General features: G+C 76.0%; 18 protein-coding genes. 5 read left to right on the forward strand and 13 right to left on the reverse strand.

What is annotated here, in order from left to right:
- On the reverse strand, positions 1-408 hold a 408-nt coding region (locus EDJALFJO_RS36325; RefSeq protein ID WP_143448382.1), incomplete at its 3' end, for an ATP-binding cassette domain-containing protein.
- Between EDJALFJO_RS36325 and cydC the strand changes: the two genes are divergently transcribed.
- Entirely contained in the window at positions 294-2,168 is a 1,875-nt protein-coding gene (cydC, locus tag EDJALFJO_RS08235; RefSeq protein ID WP_198950117.1) for a thiol reductant ABC exporter subunit CydC, read from the forward strand. The two genes, EDJALFJO_RS36325 and cydC, sit on opposite strands and share 115 nt — an antisense overlap.
- Before the next feature lie 42 nt (positions 2,169-2,210).
- Positions 2,211-3,839 carry a GAF domain-containing protein gene (locus EDJALFJO_RS08240; protein WP_088284051.1) on the forward strand — a complete coding sequence of 543 codons (1,629 nt, stop codon included), beginning with the start codon at positions 2,211-2,213 and terminating at the stop codon, positions 3,837-3,839.
- Positions 3,840-3,868: 29 nt separating this feature from the next.
- On the opposite strand, the gene EDJALFJO_RS08245 is transcribed toward EDJALFJO_RS08240, so the two are convergent.
- The 9 genes from EDJALFJO_RS08245 to EDJALFJO_RS08285 form a co-directional block, all read right to left on the reverse strand.
- Positions 3,869-4,522: a response regulator transcription factor gene (locus EDJALFJO_RS08245; RefSeq protein ID WP_088284053.1), complete on the reverse strand. Its 654-nt coding sequence runs from the start codon at positions 4,520-4,522 to the stop codon at positions 3,869-3,871.
- Positions 4,523-4,675: 153 nt separating this feature from the next.
- Positions 4,676-5,620 (reverse strand): bifunctional DNA-formamidopyrimidine glycosylase/DNA-(apurinic or apyrimidinic site) lyase, encoded by a 945-nt coding sequence (gene mutM, locus EDJALFJO_RS08250; RefSeq protein ID WP_088284055.1) that lies wholly within the window; start codon positions 5,618-5,620, stop codon positions 4,676-4,678.
- A gap of 13 nt (positions 5,621-5,633) precedes the next feature.
- Positions 5,634-6,386: a ribonuclease III gene (gene rnc, locus EDJALFJO_RS08255; RefSeq protein WP_088284057.1), complete on the reverse strand. Its 753-nt coding sequence runs from the start codon at positions 6,384-6,386 to the stop codon at positions 5,634-5,636.
- Between the two features lie 31 nt (positions 6,387-6,417).
- On the reverse strand, positions 6,418-6,621 hold the full coding sequence (gene rpmF / locus EDJALFJO_RS08260) for a 50S ribosomal protein L32 (RefSeq protein WP_088284059.1): 204 nt from the start codon (positions 6,619-6,621) through the stop codon (positions 6,418-6,420).
- A 2-nt stretch (positions 6,622-6,623) separates the two neighbouring features.
- On the reverse strand, positions 6,624-7,238 hold the full coding sequence (locus EDJALFJO_RS08265) for a DUF177 domain-containing protein (protein WP_088284061.1): 615 nt from the start codon (positions 7,236-7,238) through the stop codon (positions 6,624-6,626).
- Between the two features lie 88 nt (positions 7,239-7,326).
- Complete coding sequence (gene coaD / locus EDJALFJO_RS08270) at positions 7,327-7,881, reverse strand: pantetheine-phosphate adenylyltransferase (RefSeq protein WP_088284063.1); 555 nt, start codon at positions 7,879-7,881, stop codon at positions 7,327-7,329.
- A gap of 69 nt (positions 7,882-7,950) precedes the next feature.
- The gene (gene rsmD, locus EDJALFJO_RS08275) at positions 7,951-8,511 is read right to left on the reverse strand and encodes a 16S rRNA (guanine(966)-N(2))-methyltransferase RsmD (RefSeq protein WP_088284065.1); all 561 of its coding nucleotides are present in this window, start codon (positions 8,509-8,511) and stop codon (positions 7,951-7,953) included.
- 12 nt (positions 8,512-8,523) lie between these two features.
- Positions 8,524-10,722, reverse strand: a complete 2,199-nt coding sequence (gene recG, locus EDJALFJO_RS08280; RefSeq protein WP_198950118.1) for an ATP-dependent DNA helicase RecG — start codon at positions 10,720-10,722, stop codon at positions 8,524-8,526.
- 5 nt (positions 10,723-10,727) lie between these two features.
- On the reverse strand, positions 10,728-12,347 hold the full coding sequence (locus EDJALFJO_RS08285; RefSeq protein WP_088284069.1) for a DAK2 domain-containing protein: 1,620 nt from the start codon (positions 12,345-12,347) through the stop codon (positions 10,728-10,730).
- A 178-nt stretch (positions 12,348-12,525) separates the two neighbouring features.
- On the opposite strand from EDJALFJO_RS08285, the gene rpmB reads away from it, so the two are divergent.
- Positions 12,526-12,711, forward strand: a complete 186-nt coding sequence (gene rpmB / locus EDJALFJO_RS08290) for a 50S ribosomal protein L28 (RefSeq protein ID WP_088284071.1) — start codon at positions 12,526-12,528, stop codon at positions 12,709-12,711.
- 92 nt (positions 12,712-12,803) lie between these two features.
- Here the strand turns inward: rpmB and EDJALFJO_RS08295 are convergent, their stop codons facing one another.
- The gene (locus tag EDJALFJO_RS08295) at positions 12,804-13,817 is read right to left on the reverse strand and encodes a thiamine-phosphate kinase (protein WP_088284073.1); all 1,014 of its coding nucleotides are present in this window, start codon (positions 13,815-13,817) and stop codon (positions 12,804-12,806) included.
- Positions 13,818-13,939: 122 nt separating this feature from the next.
- On the opposite strand from EDJALFJO_RS08295, the gene EDJALFJO_RS08300 reads away from it, so the two are divergent.
- On the forward strand, positions 13,940-14,176 hold the full coding sequence (locus tag EDJALFJO_RS08300) for an Lrp/AsnC ligand binding domain-containing protein (protein WP_255392549.1): 237 nt from the start codon (positions 13,940-13,942) through the stop codon (positions 14,174-14,176).
- Between the two features lie 11 nt (positions 14,177-14,187).
- Positions 14,188-14,649 (forward strand): DUF3515 family protein, encoded by a 462-nt coding sequence (locus tag EDJALFJO_RS08305; protein WP_158220339.1) that lies wholly within the window; start codon positions 14,188-14,190, stop codon positions 14,647-14,649.
- Positions 14,650-14,762: 113 nt separating this feature from the next.
- Here EDJALFJO_RS08305 and EDJALFJO_RS08310 read toward each other — a convergent pair whose 3' ends face one another.
- Positions 14,763-15,053 (reverse strand): hypothetical protein, encoded by a 291-nt coding sequence (locus EDJALFJO_RS08310; protein WP_143448381.1) that lies wholly within the window; start codon positions 15,051-15,053, stop codon positions 14,763-14,765.
- A 175-nt stretch (positions 15,054-15,228) separates the two neighbouring features.
- Positions 15,229-16,401 (reverse strand): D-alanine--D-alanine ligase family protein, encoded by a 1,173-nt coding sequence (locus tag EDJALFJO_RS08315; RefSeq protein ID WP_088284081.1) that lies wholly within the window; start codon positions 16,399-16,401, stop codon positions 15,229-15,231.
- Positions 16,402-16,518 lie beyond the last annotated feature (117 nt).

A 16,518-nucleotide genomic window follows, 5' to 3' on the forward strand; every position in this document is an offset into this window, starting at 1 on the left:
GGCGGGGCCGTCGTGGACCGTGACGACCCGGTCGGCGAGGGCGAGGAGCGCGGGCCGGTGCGCGACGAGGACGACGGACCGGCCCTGCGCGCGCAGCCGGCCGATCGTCGCGTGGACGCACCGCTCGGTCTCGGTGTCCAGGTGGGCGGTCGGCTCGTCGAGGACGACGAGCCGGGCCTGCCGGACGAGCGCGCGGGCCAGGCCCAGGCGCTGCCGCTGGCCGGCGGACAGACCGGCCCCGCCGTGCCCGACCCGGGTGTCCCAGCCGTCGAACCCCTCGAGGAGGTCTCCCGGTGACCGCGCACCCCGTCGTCCGGCTGCTGCCCGCGCGGCTTCGCCGCGACCCGCTCGTGCGCGCGCTCGTGGCCCTCGACCCGGACCCGCGGCGGGTCCTGCTCGCCGTCGCAGCCGGCACCGCGGCCCTCGGGTGCGCGGTCGGCCTCATGGCCACCTCCGCGTGGCTCATCGCGCGTGCCGCCGAGCACCCGCCCGTGCTCTACCTGCAGGTCGCCGTCGTCGCGACGCGGGCCTTCGGGATCGGCCGCGGCGTCCTGCGGTATTCCGAGCGGCTCGTCGGCCACGACGTCGCCCTGCGCGGCGTCGCGGCGCTGCGCGAGCGGCTCTACGTCCGGCTCGCCGCCGCCGACCCGGCGACCGCCGCCGGGCTGCGCCGCGGCGACCTGCTCGCCCGCGTCGGCGCCGACGTCGACACCCTCGCCGACCTCGTCGTCCGCTCCCTCCTGCCCTTCGCGGTCTCGGTCGTCACCGCGCTCGCGTCCGCCGCTCTCGTCGCGTGGCTGCTGCCGCCCGCCGGCCTCGTCGTCGGCGCCGGGCTCGCGGTGGCCGCGCTCGTCGCGCCCTGGCTGGCCGCCGTCGGCGCCCGCCGCGCCGAGCGCGGCGCCGCGCAGGCCCGCAGCGACTCCAGCGCCGAGGTCCTCACGCTCCTCGACGGCGTCGCCGAGCTCACCGTCGCGGGGGCCGTCCCGGCCCGCGTCGAGCGGCTGCGCGGGCTGGACGCCGTCCTCGCCCGCCGGCTCGACGAGGCCGCGGGCCCCGCCGCCGCGGCCGTCGGCCTGAGCACCCTGGCGACCGGCCTCGCGATGGTCGCCGCACTCGTCCTGGGCATCCAGGCGGTCACCGGCGGCACGCTGCGCCATGTCCTGCTCGCGGTCGTCACGCTGACCCCGCTCGCGGCCGCCGAGGCCGTCACCGGGCTGCCCGCGGCCGCCACCGGCATCGTCCGGGCCCGCGCCGCCGCCGAGCGCGTCCTCGCGCTCCTCGACGCCCCCGCCGCGGTCACCCCCACGAGCAGCCCCTCAGAGGGAGATCACCGTGCCGTCGCACGCGGATCTGCCTCAGAGGGCACGCAGGGCGCGACCGGGACCGCGATCCCCCGGCCGCACCTCGTCGCCGACGGCCTCGCCTGCGGCTGGCCCGGGGCGGAGCCGGTGCTCACCGGGTTCGACCTCGACCTCGCGCCCGGCCGCCGCGTGGCCGTCACCGGCGGCTCCGGCTGCGGCAAGACGACCCTGCTCCTCACGCTCGCGGGGCTGCTGCCGCCGCGGGCGGGCCGGCTCCGGGTCGCCGCCGGCGCGGGCGGACCGGAGGTCGACCTCGCGGACGTCGCGCCCGCGACCGTCCGTCGGACCGTGAGCTTCACGGCCGAGGACGCCCACGTCTTCACCACGACGGTCCGGGAGAACCTGCGGGTCGCCCGCCCCGACGCGGACGACGCCGAGCTCGACGCGGCCCTCGACCGGGCCGGGCTGGTCGCCTGGCGCGACGGCCTCGCCGACGGCCTCGACACGATGCTCGGCTCCGGCGGCGCGGGTGTCTCCGGCGGCGAGCACCGCCGGCTGCTGCTCGCGCGCACCTTCCTCGTCGGGGCCGGCGTCCTGCTCCTCGACGAGCCCGGCGAGCACCTCGACCCGGCGACTGCCGACGACCTGCTCCGGGACGTCCTCGGCGCCGGCCGGGCCGCGGCGTCCGGACCGGCCGTCGTCGTCGTGACCCACCGACTGGCCCCGCTCGCGGCGGCCGACGAGGTCGTCGTCCTCGACGCGGGCCGGGTCGCCGCCCGCGGGACGCACGCCTGGCTGCTCGAGCACCACGAGCCCTACCGGGATGCCCTCCAGGCCGAGTCCGGACTCGTCGGGGCGACGCCGTGACGTCGCCGCCGGACCGACGGGCGGGTTTGGAATGATGCCAACGTGACAGAGCCCGCGAGCGCGCCGGTCCCCGCCTCCCCGGCCGTCGACCGGCGGCTGCTCGACGCCGTCGTCGCCGTCGCGGACGGGCTCGAGCTCGACCCGACGCTGCGCCGGATCGTCCGGGCCGCGTCCGACCTGACGAACGCGCCGTTCGCGGCACTGGGCGTCCTCGGCGACGACGGCCTGCACCGCGCGTTCGTCTACACCGGGATCGACTCCGAGCTCGCGCACGCGATCGGCCACCTGCCGCGCGGGCACGGCGTCCTCGGGCACATCACGCGCGTCGGCCGCGCCGTCCGGGTGTCCGACATCGGCGAGCACCCGGCGTCCATGGGCTTCCCGGCCGGCCACCCGCCGATGAAGAGCTTCCTCGGGGTGCCGGTCGGCATCGGCGAGCGCGTCGTCGGCAACCTCTACCTCGCCGACAAGACCGGCGGCTTCACCGCGGAGGACGAGGACGTCGTCGTCGCGCTGGCCGCCGCGGCCGCGGTCGCCGTCGAGAACTCCCGCCTGTTCGAGGACGCCCGCCGCCGCGAGGCCTGGCTCGCCGCGGCGCAGGAGGTCTCGACCGTGATGCTCGAGGGCGCCGAGGAGGACGAGGCGCTGCCGCTCATCGCCCGCCGGGCCCGGGAGGTCGCCGGCGCCGACGTCTGCGGACTCGTCCTGCCCGGCTGGGAGGGCCAGTGGGTGCTCGAGGTCGCGGACGGCGAGCACGCCGACGAGCTCGTCGGCATCGTCATGCCCGAGGACGGGCGTGCGGTCTCCGTCGTCCGGTCCGGGCGGGGCGTCCGGGTCGCGGACCTGTCGCAGCAGCGGACCCTGCGCGTGCCCGCCATGCGGCACTGGGGGCCGGCGCTCTACGCTCCGCTCGTCGCGGGCGACGAACGGGCCGGCGTCCTCGTGCTGCTGCGCCGGATCGGCGCCCGCGAGTTCACCGACGACGACCTCACGACCGCGCAGACCTTCGCCGGCCAGGCGGCCCTCGCCCTCCAGCTCGCCGACGGCCGGCGCCGCTCGGAGGAGGCCGAGATCCTCGAGGAGCGCGCCCGGATCGCGCGCGACCTGCACGACCTCGTCGTCCAGGAGCTCTTCGCGATGGGCATGCGGCTCACCCGGCTGCGCGGCACCCTCGACGCGGGCAGCCTCGGGGACGTCGACCTCTCGCTCGAGAGCCTCGACCGCGTCGTGCGGCAGATCCGCTCGACGATCCGCGCGCTGCGCGACCCGGACGAGGTGACCGGCCTCGTCGAGCGGCTCCACAGCGAGGCGAACCGGGCGCACAACGCCCTGGGCTTCCAGCCCGTCCTCACCGTCGTCGACGACGCGCTCGTCGACGCGCAGGTGCCGCCGGACGTCGCGGACGACGTCATCGCCGTCGTCCGCGAGGGCCTGTCGAACGCCGCCCGGCACGCCCGGGCGAGCCGGGTCGAGGTGACCGTGGCGGTGGACGGGGGCGTCCTCGTCGTCGAGGTCGGGGACGACGGCCGCGGCGTCGACCCGGGGACGACGCGGCGCTCGGGCCTGGAGAACCTCGGCGAGCGCGCCCGCCGGCACGGCGGCGCCTGCGAGGCCCGCTCGAACGGCGCCGGCGGCACCGTCCTGCGCTGGACCGCCCCGCTCGGGGACTGACGCGGCCGAGACCCGGGCTCAGCGCCGGCTCAGCCCTCGGAGGTGTTCCAGCCCGTCCCCTGGCGGTGCGCGGCGACCCACGCGGCGGCCTGGGTGCGGCGCCGGAAGCCCATCTTCGCGAGGAGCCCGGTGACGTGGTTCTTCACCGTCTTCTCGGCCAGGCCCAGGCTGTCGCCGATCTCGCGGTTCGAGAGGCCGTCGCCGATGAGCTCGAGCACCTTCTTCTCCGTCGGCGTCAACGCGTCCGTCGGGTCGGTGTGCTGGGCCCGGCGGCGGGCCAGTGCGCGCTCGTCGAGCAGGTTGCGGCCCGCGGCGACGGCGCGGACGGTGTCCGCGATCTCGGTCCCGCGGACGGTCTTGAGCACGAACGCGGACGCGCCGGCGTCGAGCGCGGCGGCGACGGCGTCGTCGTCGTTGAACGAGGTGAGGACCACGCAGCGGATGCCGGGGTGGTCCTCCTTGAGCTTGCGGACGAGGTCGATCCCCGTGCCGTCGGGTAGCTTGAGGTCGACGACGGCGACGTCGGGCCGGACGGCGGCCGCGCGGCGGACGGCGTCGAGCACGGTGCCGGCCTCGGCGACGACGGTCAGCGTCGGGTCGGCGTCCACGACGTCGACGACACCGCGGCGGACGACCTCGTGGTCGTCGACCACGAGAACCTTGATGGTGCCCTCGGTTTCCACGAGGCCAGGCTATCCATACCGCCGCCGGTTGGGGCGGTCTGCCGTGCCCCGAGCCGCAGGCCCACGTGTGACCGTCACCAGATGCGCGACGGACGGCGGGTGCGTCAGGGACCCAGGTCCCGGATCACCCGGCTCGCAGGTCAGCCGGGCGGCTCACCAGTGCGCGTTGCGCGGGACGCGCTGGCAGACCGGGCAGGAGAACGACGAGCGGTTCATGAACGCGTCGCGGCGCACGAGCGCCCCGCACCGCGGGCACGGCCGGCCCTCCTGGCCGTAGACGGCGAGCGAGCGGTCGAAGTACCCGCTCTCCCCGTTGACGTCGACGTAGAGGCTGTCGAAGCTCGTGCCGCCCTCGGCGAGCGCGGCGGTCATGACGTCGCGGACGTGCCCGAGGAGCTCGAGCGCCGCGGGCCTGGGCAGGGTCCGCGTCGGCCGCGCGTAGTGCAGCCGCGAGCGCCACAGCGCCTCGTCGGCGTAGATGTTGCCGACACCCGATACGAGGGTCTGGTCGAGCAGCGCCCGTTTGAGGCCGGTGCGGCGCCCGCGCAGCCGGGTCGCGAACCCGGGCGGGTCGAACGCGGGGTCCAGCGGGTCGCGCGCGATGTGGACGACGGGCGGCGGGACGAGCGCCTCGGACGGCGTCCACGTGGCGTGCGCGGCGACGTCCCCGAGGCCGCCGGCGCCGGCGGGCAGCCCGTCGGGGGTCGGCACGAGCGGGACGACGGACAGCCCGCCGAACATCCGCTGGTCGACGAACCGCAGCTCGCGACCCGCGGCGTCGCCGCCGGCGTCGAGCCCGAGCCGGACCCGCAGGTGCCGCTCGTCCGGCGCCCCGACCGGCTGCAGGACGAGCTGGCCGCTCATGCCGAGGTGGGCCATGAGCGCCTCACCGGAGTCGAGGGCGAGCCAGAGGAACTTGCCGCGCCGGACGACGTCGAGCACGCGGCGCCCCGCGAGCCGGTCGGCGAAGTCCGCCGGTCCCGGCAGGTGGTTGCGCACCGGCCGTGGGTGCAGCACCTCGACGCGGCCGATCGCGGCGCCGGTGACCCAGCGGGCCAGACCGCGCCGGACGACCTCGACCTCGGGGAGCTCGGGCACCTGGGCGGGACCGTCAGCCGGCGTTCGCGCCGTCCGGCTGCGGCCGGTACAGCGGCTCGAGCAGCTGGAACGCCGCGGAGGCCGCCTTCTGCTCGGCCTCCTTCTTGCTCTTGCCGCTGCCCGTGCCGCGCGCCTGGCCGGCGACGATGGCGGTGGCCTCGAACTGCTTGGCGTGGTCCGGGCCCTCCTCCGAGACGGCGTACTCGGGGACGCCGAGCCCGGCCGTCGCGGTGAGCTCCTGCAGGCTCGTCTTCCAGTCCAGGCCGGCACCCATCGCCGCGGACGACGCGAGGAGCGGGTCGACGAGCCGGTGCACGAACGCGCGGGCGACGTCGATGCCGTGGTCGAGGTAGACGGCGCCGATGAGCGCCTCGAGGGTGTCGGCGAGGATCGAGGACTTGTCCCGGCCGCCGCTCGTCTCCTCGCCGCGGCCCAGCAGGAGGAACGCGCCGATGCCGAGGCGGCGGCCGATGTCGGCCAGCGCGCGCATGTTGACGACGGCGGCCCGCAGCTTCGCGAGCTGCCCCTCGGGCAGGTCGGGGTGCCGGGTGTAGAGCGCGTCGGTGACGACGAGGCCGAGCACCGAGTCCCCGAGGAACTCCAGGCGCTCGTTCGTCGGCAGGTTGCCGTTCTCGTACGCGAAGGACCGGTGGGTCAGGGCACGCACGAGCAGGCCCCGCTCCAGCGTGACCCCGAGGGTGGTCTGGAGCGGGACCAGGTCGGCCGGGTGCGCGTCGCCCGTGGGCGTGCCGGCGGGCGCGCTCACCGGAGGCCGTCCTTCATGCCTGAGGAGATCCTCAGAGGTCCTTGACCTTGCGGCCCTTGTACTCGAGGTACAGCGGGGTGCCGGCCGAGTCGGTGACGACGCGGGCCCGGTGGGGCTGCGCGTACGTGGTCTGGCCGCCCTCGACGGTCGCGGTGAGCGTCGTCGGGGTCGCCTTCCACTGCGAGCGGCGGGACCGCGTGTTGCTGCGGGACATCTTCCGCTTCGGGACGGCCACGGTCAGCTCTCTTTCTGGTCGTCGTGCACGTCGTCGGAGCCCGTCCCCGGGGTGGGAACGATCCCCTGGAGCGCCGCCCACCTCGGGTCGGCGCTCTCGTGGTGGTGGTCCGGGTCGTCCGCGAGCCGTGCCCCGCACTCGGAGCACAGGCCCGGGCAGTCTTCCCGGCACACCGGCTGGAACGGCAGTGCGAGCACCACCGCGTCCCGCAACGCGGGCTCCAGGTCGATGAGGTCGTCCTGCAGCTCGCGCAGCTCGTCCTCGTCGTCACTGCCCTCGGGCGAACGGCCGGGGTACACGTACAGCTCCTGGAGGTCGACCTCGATCTCTTGGTCGACGTCCCCCAGGCACCGGACGCACTCCCCGGTCGCGCGCCCCCGGGCCGTACCGGAGACGAGCACCCCTTCCATCACCGCTTCGAGCCGCAGGTCCAGCTCGAGGTCGGTGCCTTCCGGGACCCCGATCACGTCGGTGCCCAGGTCCACCGGTGCAGCGATGGTCCGCTGCACCCGCCGCATCGTTCCGGGGCGCCTGCCGATCTCGCGGGTGTCGAGAACCGTGGGCGACCGGGGGTCGAGGCGGATGATGTGCTCCTGGGACTGTGATGATCGAGGCATTCCGGCCGCGCGCGTGCAGCGACGGGCCAAGGAAAGACAATAGTGCACCTGTCGCGCTGCCCCAAACCGGGCGTCGGCGCGGCCGGCGTCAGCCCCGGCCGGCGAGCCGGTCGAGCAGGCGGGGCAGGACGACGTCCGGCACCAGCCCGGTCACGTCGCCGCCGTGCGAGGCGACCTCCTTGACCAGGCTGCTCGAGACGTGCTCGAAGCGCGGGTCACCGGGCAGGAAGACCGTCTCCAGGCCCGTGAGGTGCCGGTTCATGAGCGCCATCGGCAGCTCGTAGGCGAAGTCCGTGCCCGAGCGCAGCCCCTTGACGACGGCGACGGCGCCGATCCGCCGGCAGTAGTCGACGAGCAGGCCGCCGTCGACGAGCGCCACCGTGAGCCCGGCCGGCAGTGACCCGTCCGCCCGACCGAGGTCGGCGGCGAGGCTCGCGACGATGAGGTCGACGCGCTCGGCCGGGGCGAACGTGCCCTGCTTCGCGGGGTTGGACAGCACCGCGACGACGACCTCGTCGAACAGGGCGCTCGCCCGCCGGACGACGTCGACGTGCCCGTTCGTCACGGGGTCGAAGCTGCCCGGGCACACCGCCCGGCGCGGTCCGGCGTGGGGCGACCCGTCCTGCGGCCCGTCCTGCGTCATGCCGCGAACGTAGCAGCGCGACCCGGCGCGGCGGCAGACCCGGTCAGGCCCTCCACGGTGCGCGGCGGGTCAGTCGCGCGCCGTCCCCGCCAGCCACAGGGACGTCTCGCCGTACCGGCGGACGACGGAGCGCACGAGCCCGTCGGGCCAGCGCGGCTCCGGGCTGCGGCTGGACCGCTCGACGACGACGAGGCCGTCGTCGGAGAGCCAGCCGGCCGCCAGGGCCGCGAGCACCTTGGCGAGGTCGTCCTCGCCCATCGCGTAGGGCGGGTCGAGGAAGGCCAGGTCGACCGGCCGCGACGGGCGGCCCTCGACGTGCCGCAGCGCGTTCGCGAGGACGACGCTGACCCGGGGCATCCCGAGCGCCGCGACGTTCGCGCGGGCCGCCTCGGCCGCCTGCCGGCTGGAGTCGACGAGGACGACGTCGGCCGCGCCGCGGCTCGCCGCCTCGAGCCCGAGCGCACCGCTGCCGGCGAACAGGTCGAGGACGACCGCACCGCGGACGGCACCGCGCGCCTCGAGCACGGAGAACAGCGCCTCCCGGACCCGGTCGCTCGTCGGGCGGGTCGAGTCCCCCTTGGGGGTCTCGAGCCGGCGCCCCCCGGCGCTCCCGGCGATGATCCGTGTCACGCCGTCATTCTGTCAGCCACGCTCGAGGTAGGCCTCCTGCTCCTCGTCGAGGAGCAGGGCGATCTCGAGCGCGAGCTCGGGGTGGCCGGACAGGTCCGGGTCGGCGGTGACGAGCGTCGTCGCCTCGCGCCGCGCGGTCTCGATGACGACCTCGTCCTTGAGCACCCGCAGGAGCCGCAGCGAGGACCGGCCGTGCTGCCGGGACGACAGGACGTCGCCCTCGCGCCGCTGCTCGAGGTCGACCCGGGCGAGCTCGAACCCGTCCAGGGTGCGGGCCACGGCGTCGAGCCGCTCCCGGCCGGGCACCGGGCCCTCGAGGTCGGTGACGAGCAGGCAGAGCCCCGCCGCGCTCCCCCGGCCGACCCGGCCGCGCAGCTGGTGCAGCTGGGAGACGCCGAACCGGTCGGCGTCCAGGACGACCATCGCCGTCGCGTTGGGGACGTCGACGCCGACCTCGATGACGGTCGTCGCGACGAGCACGTGGACGTCGCCGCGCGCGAACGCCCGCATCGTCGCGTCCCGCTCGTCGGCGGGCAGCCGGCCGTGGAGCATCTCGACCCGCAAGCCGGCCAGGGCCGGGGTGGCGCGCAGCTCCTCGAGCACCTCGAGGACGCCGCGCATCGGGCGCCGCGCGCCCTCGTCGTCCGGCGGGGGCACCGCGCCGTCCTCGGCGGCGCCCTCGCCGGCCCCCTCGCCGATCCGTGGGCACACGACGTACCCCTGGTGCCCGGCGTCGATCTCCTCGCGCAGCCGGGTCCACGTCCGGTCGTACCAGCCGGGCTTCTCCGCGGCCGGGACGACGTGCGTCGCGATCGGTGACCGGCCCGCCGGCAGCTCCGCGAGCGTCGACGTCTCGAGGTCGCCGAAGACGGTCATCGCGACCGTCCGCGGGATCGGCGTCGCGGTCATGACGAGCAGGTGCGGCACGGTGCGGCCCTTGCCGCGCAGGGCGTCCCGCTGCTCGACGCCGAACCGGTGCTGCTCGTCGACGACGACGAGCCCGAGGTCGAGGAACTCGACCTTCTCCTGGAGCAGCGCGTGCGTGCCGACGACGATGCCGGCGTCGCCGGACACCGCGTCGAGCATCGCCTTCTTGCGCACCGCGGCCGGCAGCGAGCCGGTGAGCAGCACGACCCGGGTGCCGCGCTCGTCGCCGCCGAGCATCCCGCCGGCGGCGAGGTCGCCGAGCATCGTCGTGATCGCCCGGTAGTGCTGGGCGGCGAGCACCTCCGTCGGGGCGAGCAGTGCCGCCTGGCCGCCCGCGTCGACGCAGGCGAGCATCGCCCGCAGCGCGACGACCGTCTTGCCGGAGCCGACCTCGCCCTGCAGGAGCCGGTGCATCGGCGAGGTCCGCGCCAGGTCGGCCGCGATCTCCGCACCGACCGTCTCCTGCCCCGGCGTGAGCGTGAACGGCAGCCGCTCGTCGAACGCCGCCAGGAGCCCGCCGGGGCTGGGCACCCGGGCCGTCGCCTGCTGGGCGCCGTCCGCGAGCCGGCGCCGGGCCAGCGCGACCTGCAGGACGAACGCCTCCTCGAACCGGAACCGCCGCCGGGCCGCCGTGTAGTCGTCGGCGTCGTCCGGGCGGTGGATCTTGTGGAACGCCTCGTCGATGCCGAGGAAGCTGCGACGCCGCAGCAGGTCGGCCGGCAGCGGGTCCTCGAGCGGCGGCAGCGCGGCGAGCTGGAGCTCCATGCAGGCCGCGATCCGCGCCGACGTGAGCTTGGCCGAGGCCGGGTAGATGACGATCGGCTTGTCGATCTTCGCGAGCGCGGCGTCCTCGTCGGTGTCGTCGTCGATGAGCTCGATCGTCGGGTGGGTGAGCTGCCGCTTGTCGCGGTAGACCCCGACGGTGCCGGAGAACATCCCGCGCCGGCCGGCGACGAGCGCCCGCTGCGGGCCGCGGTCGCTGAAGAAGGTCAGCTCGAGGTCGCTCGTGCCGTCGGTGACGACGGCGACGAGCATCGTCCCGCGACGCGCCTTCATCGCCCGCTTCGACACCGAGCGGACCTCGGCGAGGATCGTCACGGTCTCCCCGACGGGCAGCTCGGAGAGCGCCGTCAGCTGGCCCCAGGAGCCGTACCGCCGCGGGTAGTGCCGCAGCAGGTCGCCGACCGTCGTGATCCCGAGCTCCTTCTCGAGCAGCGCGACGGCGGGGCCGAGCACCTTCGTCGAGAGCGGCTCGGCGAGCGGGGACGTCACACGGGTGGCCACGGGCGCTACTCCACCCCCACGAGGAGCGGGTAGCGCGGCTGCCCGCCGGCGTGGACGACGACCTCGACGTCGCGGCGGGTCCGGTGCAGGTGCGCGGTGACGGCCTCGACGAGCGCCGGGTCGGCGTCCAGGCCCGTCACCAGGGTCACGAGCTCGCCGCCGCCGGCGAGCAGCCGCTCGACGACCTCGACGGCAACGGTCGCGAGGTCGGAGCCGACGACCGCGAAGTCGCCCTGGACGACCCCGAGCGCGTCCCCGACCGAGCACGGGCCGGCCATCGTGAAGGCGTCCTTCGCGGCGACGGTCACCCCGCCGTCCCGGGTCGAGGCGGCGGCCGAGGACATCCGGACGATGTCGTCGCCGACCTGCCGGGTCGGGTCGTGGACGGCGGCCGCGGCCAGCCCCTGGACCTGGGCCCGGGTCGGCACGACGGCGACCCGCAGGCCGCTCTCCCGGGCGGCCGTCGCGGCGGCCTCGGCGACGGCGAGGGTGTCGGAGTCGTTCGGCAGCAGAACGACGGCCTCGGCGGCGCAGCGGTGGACGGCGTCGAGCAGGTCGGCGGTCGAGGGCCGCTGGCCGGGCCCGGCCGGGACGACGACCGCGCCGGCGGAGGCGAAGAGCTCGGCCAGGCCCGGCCCGGCCGCGCAGGCGACGAGCCCGGCCCCCGCGCGCGGCGCGGCCCGCCGCCGGGACGCCGCGGCGAGCTGCTCGGCGAAGTGGGTCACCCGGATCCGGTGCGGCCGGCCGGCCTCGACGCCGGCCTCGACGGCGGCACCCGGGTCGTCGACGTGGACGTGCACGTGCCACAGGCCCCCGCCGCCGACGACGACGAGCGAGTCCCCGAGCGGCGCGAGCCGGGTGCGCAGGGTGAGGACGGCGTCCGCGGTGGCGTCGAGCAGGTACATGACCTCGTACGCCGGGCCGTCCTCCTCGAGGTCGCTGCACTCGGACAGGTCCGCGACGGGCAGCGCGGGCCGGCGGTAGGAGCGCGCCTCGCGGGTCGGCGTCCCGCCCCGGACGACGTCCTCGAGCGCCTCGAGCACGACGAGGAAGCCGCGGCCCCCGGCGTCGACGACCCCGGCCCGGCGCAGCGCCTCGAGCTGGTCGGGGGTGCGGTCGAGCGCCTCCCGGGCGGCCACGACGACGGCGCCCACGGCGGCCGGCAGGTCGAGGCCGGCGGCGGCGGCGTCCTCGGCGGCCTGCGCGACGGCCCGGGTCAGCGACAGGATCGTGCCCTCGACGGGCTCCCCCACCGCGGCCCAGGCCTGGGTGTCGGCCCGGCGCATCGCCTCGGCGGTCGACGCGACGTCCATGACGCCGCGCTCGGCGAGGACGTCGGCCCAGCCGCGGACGATCTGGGCGGTGATGATCCCCGAGTTGCCCCGGGCGCCGAGCAGCGCGCCGTGCGCGAACGCCTCCGCGACCGTGCGCAGGTCGGCGTCCGGTGGCAGCGCGAGGACGGCGGCGCAGGCCGCCTCGACGGTGAGGTAGAGGTTCGTGCCGGTGTCGCCGTCGGGCACAGGGTAGACGTTGAGCGCGTCGATCTCCTCGCGGGCCCGGCCGAGAGCCAGGAGGCTGCGCACGGCCCAGAGCCGGGCGATGCGCGCGTCGAGGAGCTCGGGCATGGTGGCAGGCTATCGACCAGCCCCGACGGGGTGCCGGTTTGGGCCGCGGGCCCGGTCTCGGATACCCTTTCGTGGTTGCCCTGACTCATCGGCCCGGAAGCGGGTCGAGGTCACGCGCGCGAAGCCTTCGCTCGCGGGGCCGCCCGAACCGTCCGACCTTCTGTCAGGAGTACTTCCCGTGGCTGCCAACTGCGACGTCTGCGGCAAGGGGCCGGGCTTCGGTCACAACATCTCGCACTCGCACCGGCGCACGAAGCGCCGCTGGAACCCGAACATCCAGCGGGTCCGGGCGATGGTGGGTGCCACGCCGAAGCGGCTCAACGTCTGCACCTCGTGCATCAAGGCCGGCAAGGTCACCCGCTGACCAGGCCCTGCTGAACGCACGTCGAGGGTCGGTCCCCACGGGGGCCGGCCCTCGACGCATGTCCGGGCCCGGCTCGGGCCCGGGCCTGCACCTCACCTGAAGTGGTGCCAGCCCGTGGGGCCCGCCCAGGGCAGGCCGCCGACGAGCACGCCGGGCGGGCCGCCGTCCGCGACCGCCCGGACGACCCCGACGGCCCGGAACGGTGCGGGCAGCACGGCCTCCGGCGGGAAGCAGCCGAGCAGCGCGTGGTCCTCGCCGCCCGACAGCACCCACTGCAGGCCCCGGGCCGCGGCGGCCTCGGCGTCGGCGGCGCCGAGGGCGCGCGCCGCGGCGAGCAGCGCGTCGCCCGGCGCGAGCGTCGCCGGGTCGAGGTCGACGACGACCCCGGACGACGTCGCGAGCCGCTCCGCGTCGCGCAGCAGGCCGTCGCTGGTGTCGATGAGGGCGCTCGCGCCGGCCTGCGCGGCGGCCGGCCCGGCGGCGTAGGGCGGCCGCGGGGCGACGTGCGCCGTGACGAGCCCGTCGAGGGCGGCGTCCTCCGGCCGGCCCGTGCGGCCGCGGCCGGCGAGCAGCAGGGCCAGGCCCGCCGCGGACGAGCCCGTGCCGCCGGCGAGCGCGACGACGTCCCCGGCGCGCGCCCCTGAGCGCAGCAGCGGGGCCCGGCCGCCCTCGAGGACGCCCAGCGCCGTCCCCGTGAGCACGACCTCGGACGCCGCGCTGACGTCGCCGCCGACGACCGACGCGCCCGCCCGGGTGCACTCGTCGGCGAGCCCGTCGGCGAGGTCGCGGGCCCAGCCGGCGGGCAGGTGGGCCGGGGCGGCGAGGCTGACGAGCAGGGCGACCGGGCGGGCCCCCATCGCCGCGACGTCCGCGAGGTTCTGCGCGGCGGTCTTCACCCCGACCTCGGTGCCGGTCGACCAGTCGAACCGGAAGTCCTGGCCCTCGACGAGGGTGTCGGTGGAGACGACGACGGGCCCGGCGAGGTCGAGGACGGCGGCGTCGTCCCCGGGGCCGACCCGGACCACGGCCGGGGCCGCCGGGTAGCGCGCGAGCACGGACGCGACGAGGCCGTCCTCCCCGACGGTGCCGAGGGTGTCCTCCCCCACGTCCCTCCCTCACCACGACGGGCGGCGGCACGGTAGCGTGTCGCGACCGGTGGGCAGGTTACCCCTGCCCCGGAACCCGAACCGATCAGGCGGCCGACCGACGCCCGACGACAGGAGGACCCGTGGTGGTGCAGGCCTACATCCTCATCCAGACCGAGGTGGGCAAGTCGTCCGAGGTGGCGCGCGAGATCCGTCAGCTGGCCGGCGTGACCCTCGCGGAGGACGTCACCGGCCCGTACGACGTCATCGCCCGGGTCGAGGCCGGCAGCGTCGACGAGCTGGGCCAGCTCGTCATCGCCCGGATCCAGGACGTCAAGGGCATCACCCGCACGCTCACGTGCACCGTCGTCCACGTCTGACCCGTCCCTGCGTGCGGCGCGGCGCCCTCACGGGTGCCGCGTCGCTGCTCGTCGTCGCACTGACGGCTGCCTGCTCGGGCTCCGAGGCGGTCCAGCCGGCACCGTCCGCCTCGGTGGGCGCGTGCACGACGGCGCTCGCTGCGGCCCCCGCGACGGTGCTCGGCCAGGCCCGGACGCCGCTGGACGTCGCGGGCACGCTCGCCTACGGCTCGCCGCCGGTCGTCGTCCGCTGCGGGCTCGCCGCTCCTGGCCCGTCGCCCGACCGCTGCCTCGAGCTGGACGGCACCGACTGGCTGCTCACGTCGGCCGACGACGCCGTGCCCGTCGTCCTCGTGTCCTTCGGCCGTGACCCCGCCGTCGAGGTGACGGTCCCCGGCGACTACGGCCGCGAGAACGCCTCCGCGGCGGCGATCGACCTCGCCCCGGTCGCCCGCGCCCTCCCGTCGAACGGCCGGGCCTGCCAGGGCCTGTGACAACTCGTTCAGACCACGGACCCGTCGACGCCGCGGGCTACCGGGATTGTGCGGAAGACACTCCGGCAGTACGGCGGTAGATCCTCCGCGGAACCCGCAGGTGGGCGTGTTGCCTAACCGAGCAGGTCCGTCCTGCGCTCGCGGTACATCATCGTCACGCTGCCGAGGGTGCTGCTCTGCACGCCGCAGTCGATGACCACCACGTTTCCGGAGCCGTCCCCCAGCAGCGGTAGCCACCGAATCTCATCGGGCCGCGACGCGAGCAGTGCCGGAACCCGCACGTCACGCGCAGCAAGGCACTCGCCGAGATCCATGATCGAGAGCGTCGGACTGACCGCCCTCGCCTCCGGGTCGGACACCCCGTCGTGCCAGCCGAACCAGTCGATGAGCTCCCCTGGGGCCACGAGGCCGCGATCGGCGAGCCGACGAGACACCGCTCGCGGATCGAGTCCAGGACGCAGAGCCTTCGCAGCCGCGACACCCGTGCCGCCCACTCCGCCTCGAGCTGCGGCAGCAGCTCGATCAGGTGCGCCATCTGTGCAGGGTGGCAGCCGCAGAAGGGCCCGACGGGCCGCCCGCTCAGCGCAGACCGGTGGGGCGCGCCAGGGCCAGACGCAGCAGACGGTCGACGAGCTGCGGGTACGACAGGCCGGTCTGCTCCCACATCCGCGGGTACATCGAGAACGGCGTGAAGCCGGGCATCGTGTTGATCTCGTTGACGACGACCTCGTTCGTCGGCGTGACGAAGAAGTCGACCCGGGCCAGGCCCTCGCAGCCCATCGCCTCGAACGTGCGCACCGCGAGGTCGCGGACCCGGTGGACGACCTCGTCGGGCAGGTCCGCGGGGCACTCGAGCCGGACGTTGCCCTCGTCGAGGTACTTCGCCTCGAAGTCGTAGAAGTCGTGGCCGGCGACGACCCGGATCTCGCCGGGCAGGCTCGTCGCGGGGGTCCCGCCGTCCAGGCTCTCCAGGACGGCGCACTCGATCTCGCGGCCGGTGACCATCGCCTCGACGACGACCTTCGGGTCGTGCCGGCGGGCCTCCTCGATGGCGGCGTCGAGGTCCTCGGGGTTCTTGACCTTTGAGATGCCGATGCTCGACCCGGCCCGGGCGGGCTTGACGAAGACCGGGTAGCCGAGCTCCTCGACGTCCGCCCGCACCTCGTCCGCGCGCCGCTCCCAGTCCCGCGGGGAGACGACGAGGTAGGGGCCGACGGGCAGGCCGGCACCGGCGAGGAGCACCTTCATGTAGTGCTTGTCCATGCTCGCCGCACTCGCGAGGACGCCGGAGCCGACGTAGCGGATGTCGGCGAGCTCGAGCATCCCCTGGATCGTGCCGTCCTCGCCGAACGGCCCGTGCAGCAGCGGGAAGACGACGTCGACCGCGCCGAGCGCCTCGGGCACCCGGCCCGGCTCGAGGGTCGTCAGCTCGGCGCTGCCGGCCTCGAGCGGGACGACGACGCCCGGGCCCTCGTCCGCCGCGACCTCCGGGAGCTCGCCCGCCTCGATCTGCCAGCGCTTCGGGTCCTCGCCCGCGAGCACCCAGCGCCCGTTCGGCGTGATGCCGATCGGGACGACGTCCCAGACGTCGCGGTCGATCGCGCCGAGCACGCCGGCCGCGGTGACGCAGCTGACACCGTGCTCGCTCGACCGGCCGCCGAAGACGACGGCGACCCGGGGACGGCGGCCCGGCGGCGTGCCGGCCGGTGCGTCGAGCGGGCTCTCGGGGGCGGGGTCCGTGTGCGCGTTCATCGCCCGCGAGGCTACCCCCGTCTCGTGCCGGGCAGGTAAGCGTCCCGGGATCGGGGGCCCGCGGGCCGCTGGCTACCCTCGGCCCATGACCGCCCCCGCCGGCCCGCCCGCGCTGTC

Source organism: Kineosporia sp. A_224 (genome assembly GCF_002198655.1).
Taxonomy (GTDB): domain Bacteria; phylum Actinomycetota; class Actinomycetes; order Actinomycetales; family Kineosporiaceae; genus R-H-3.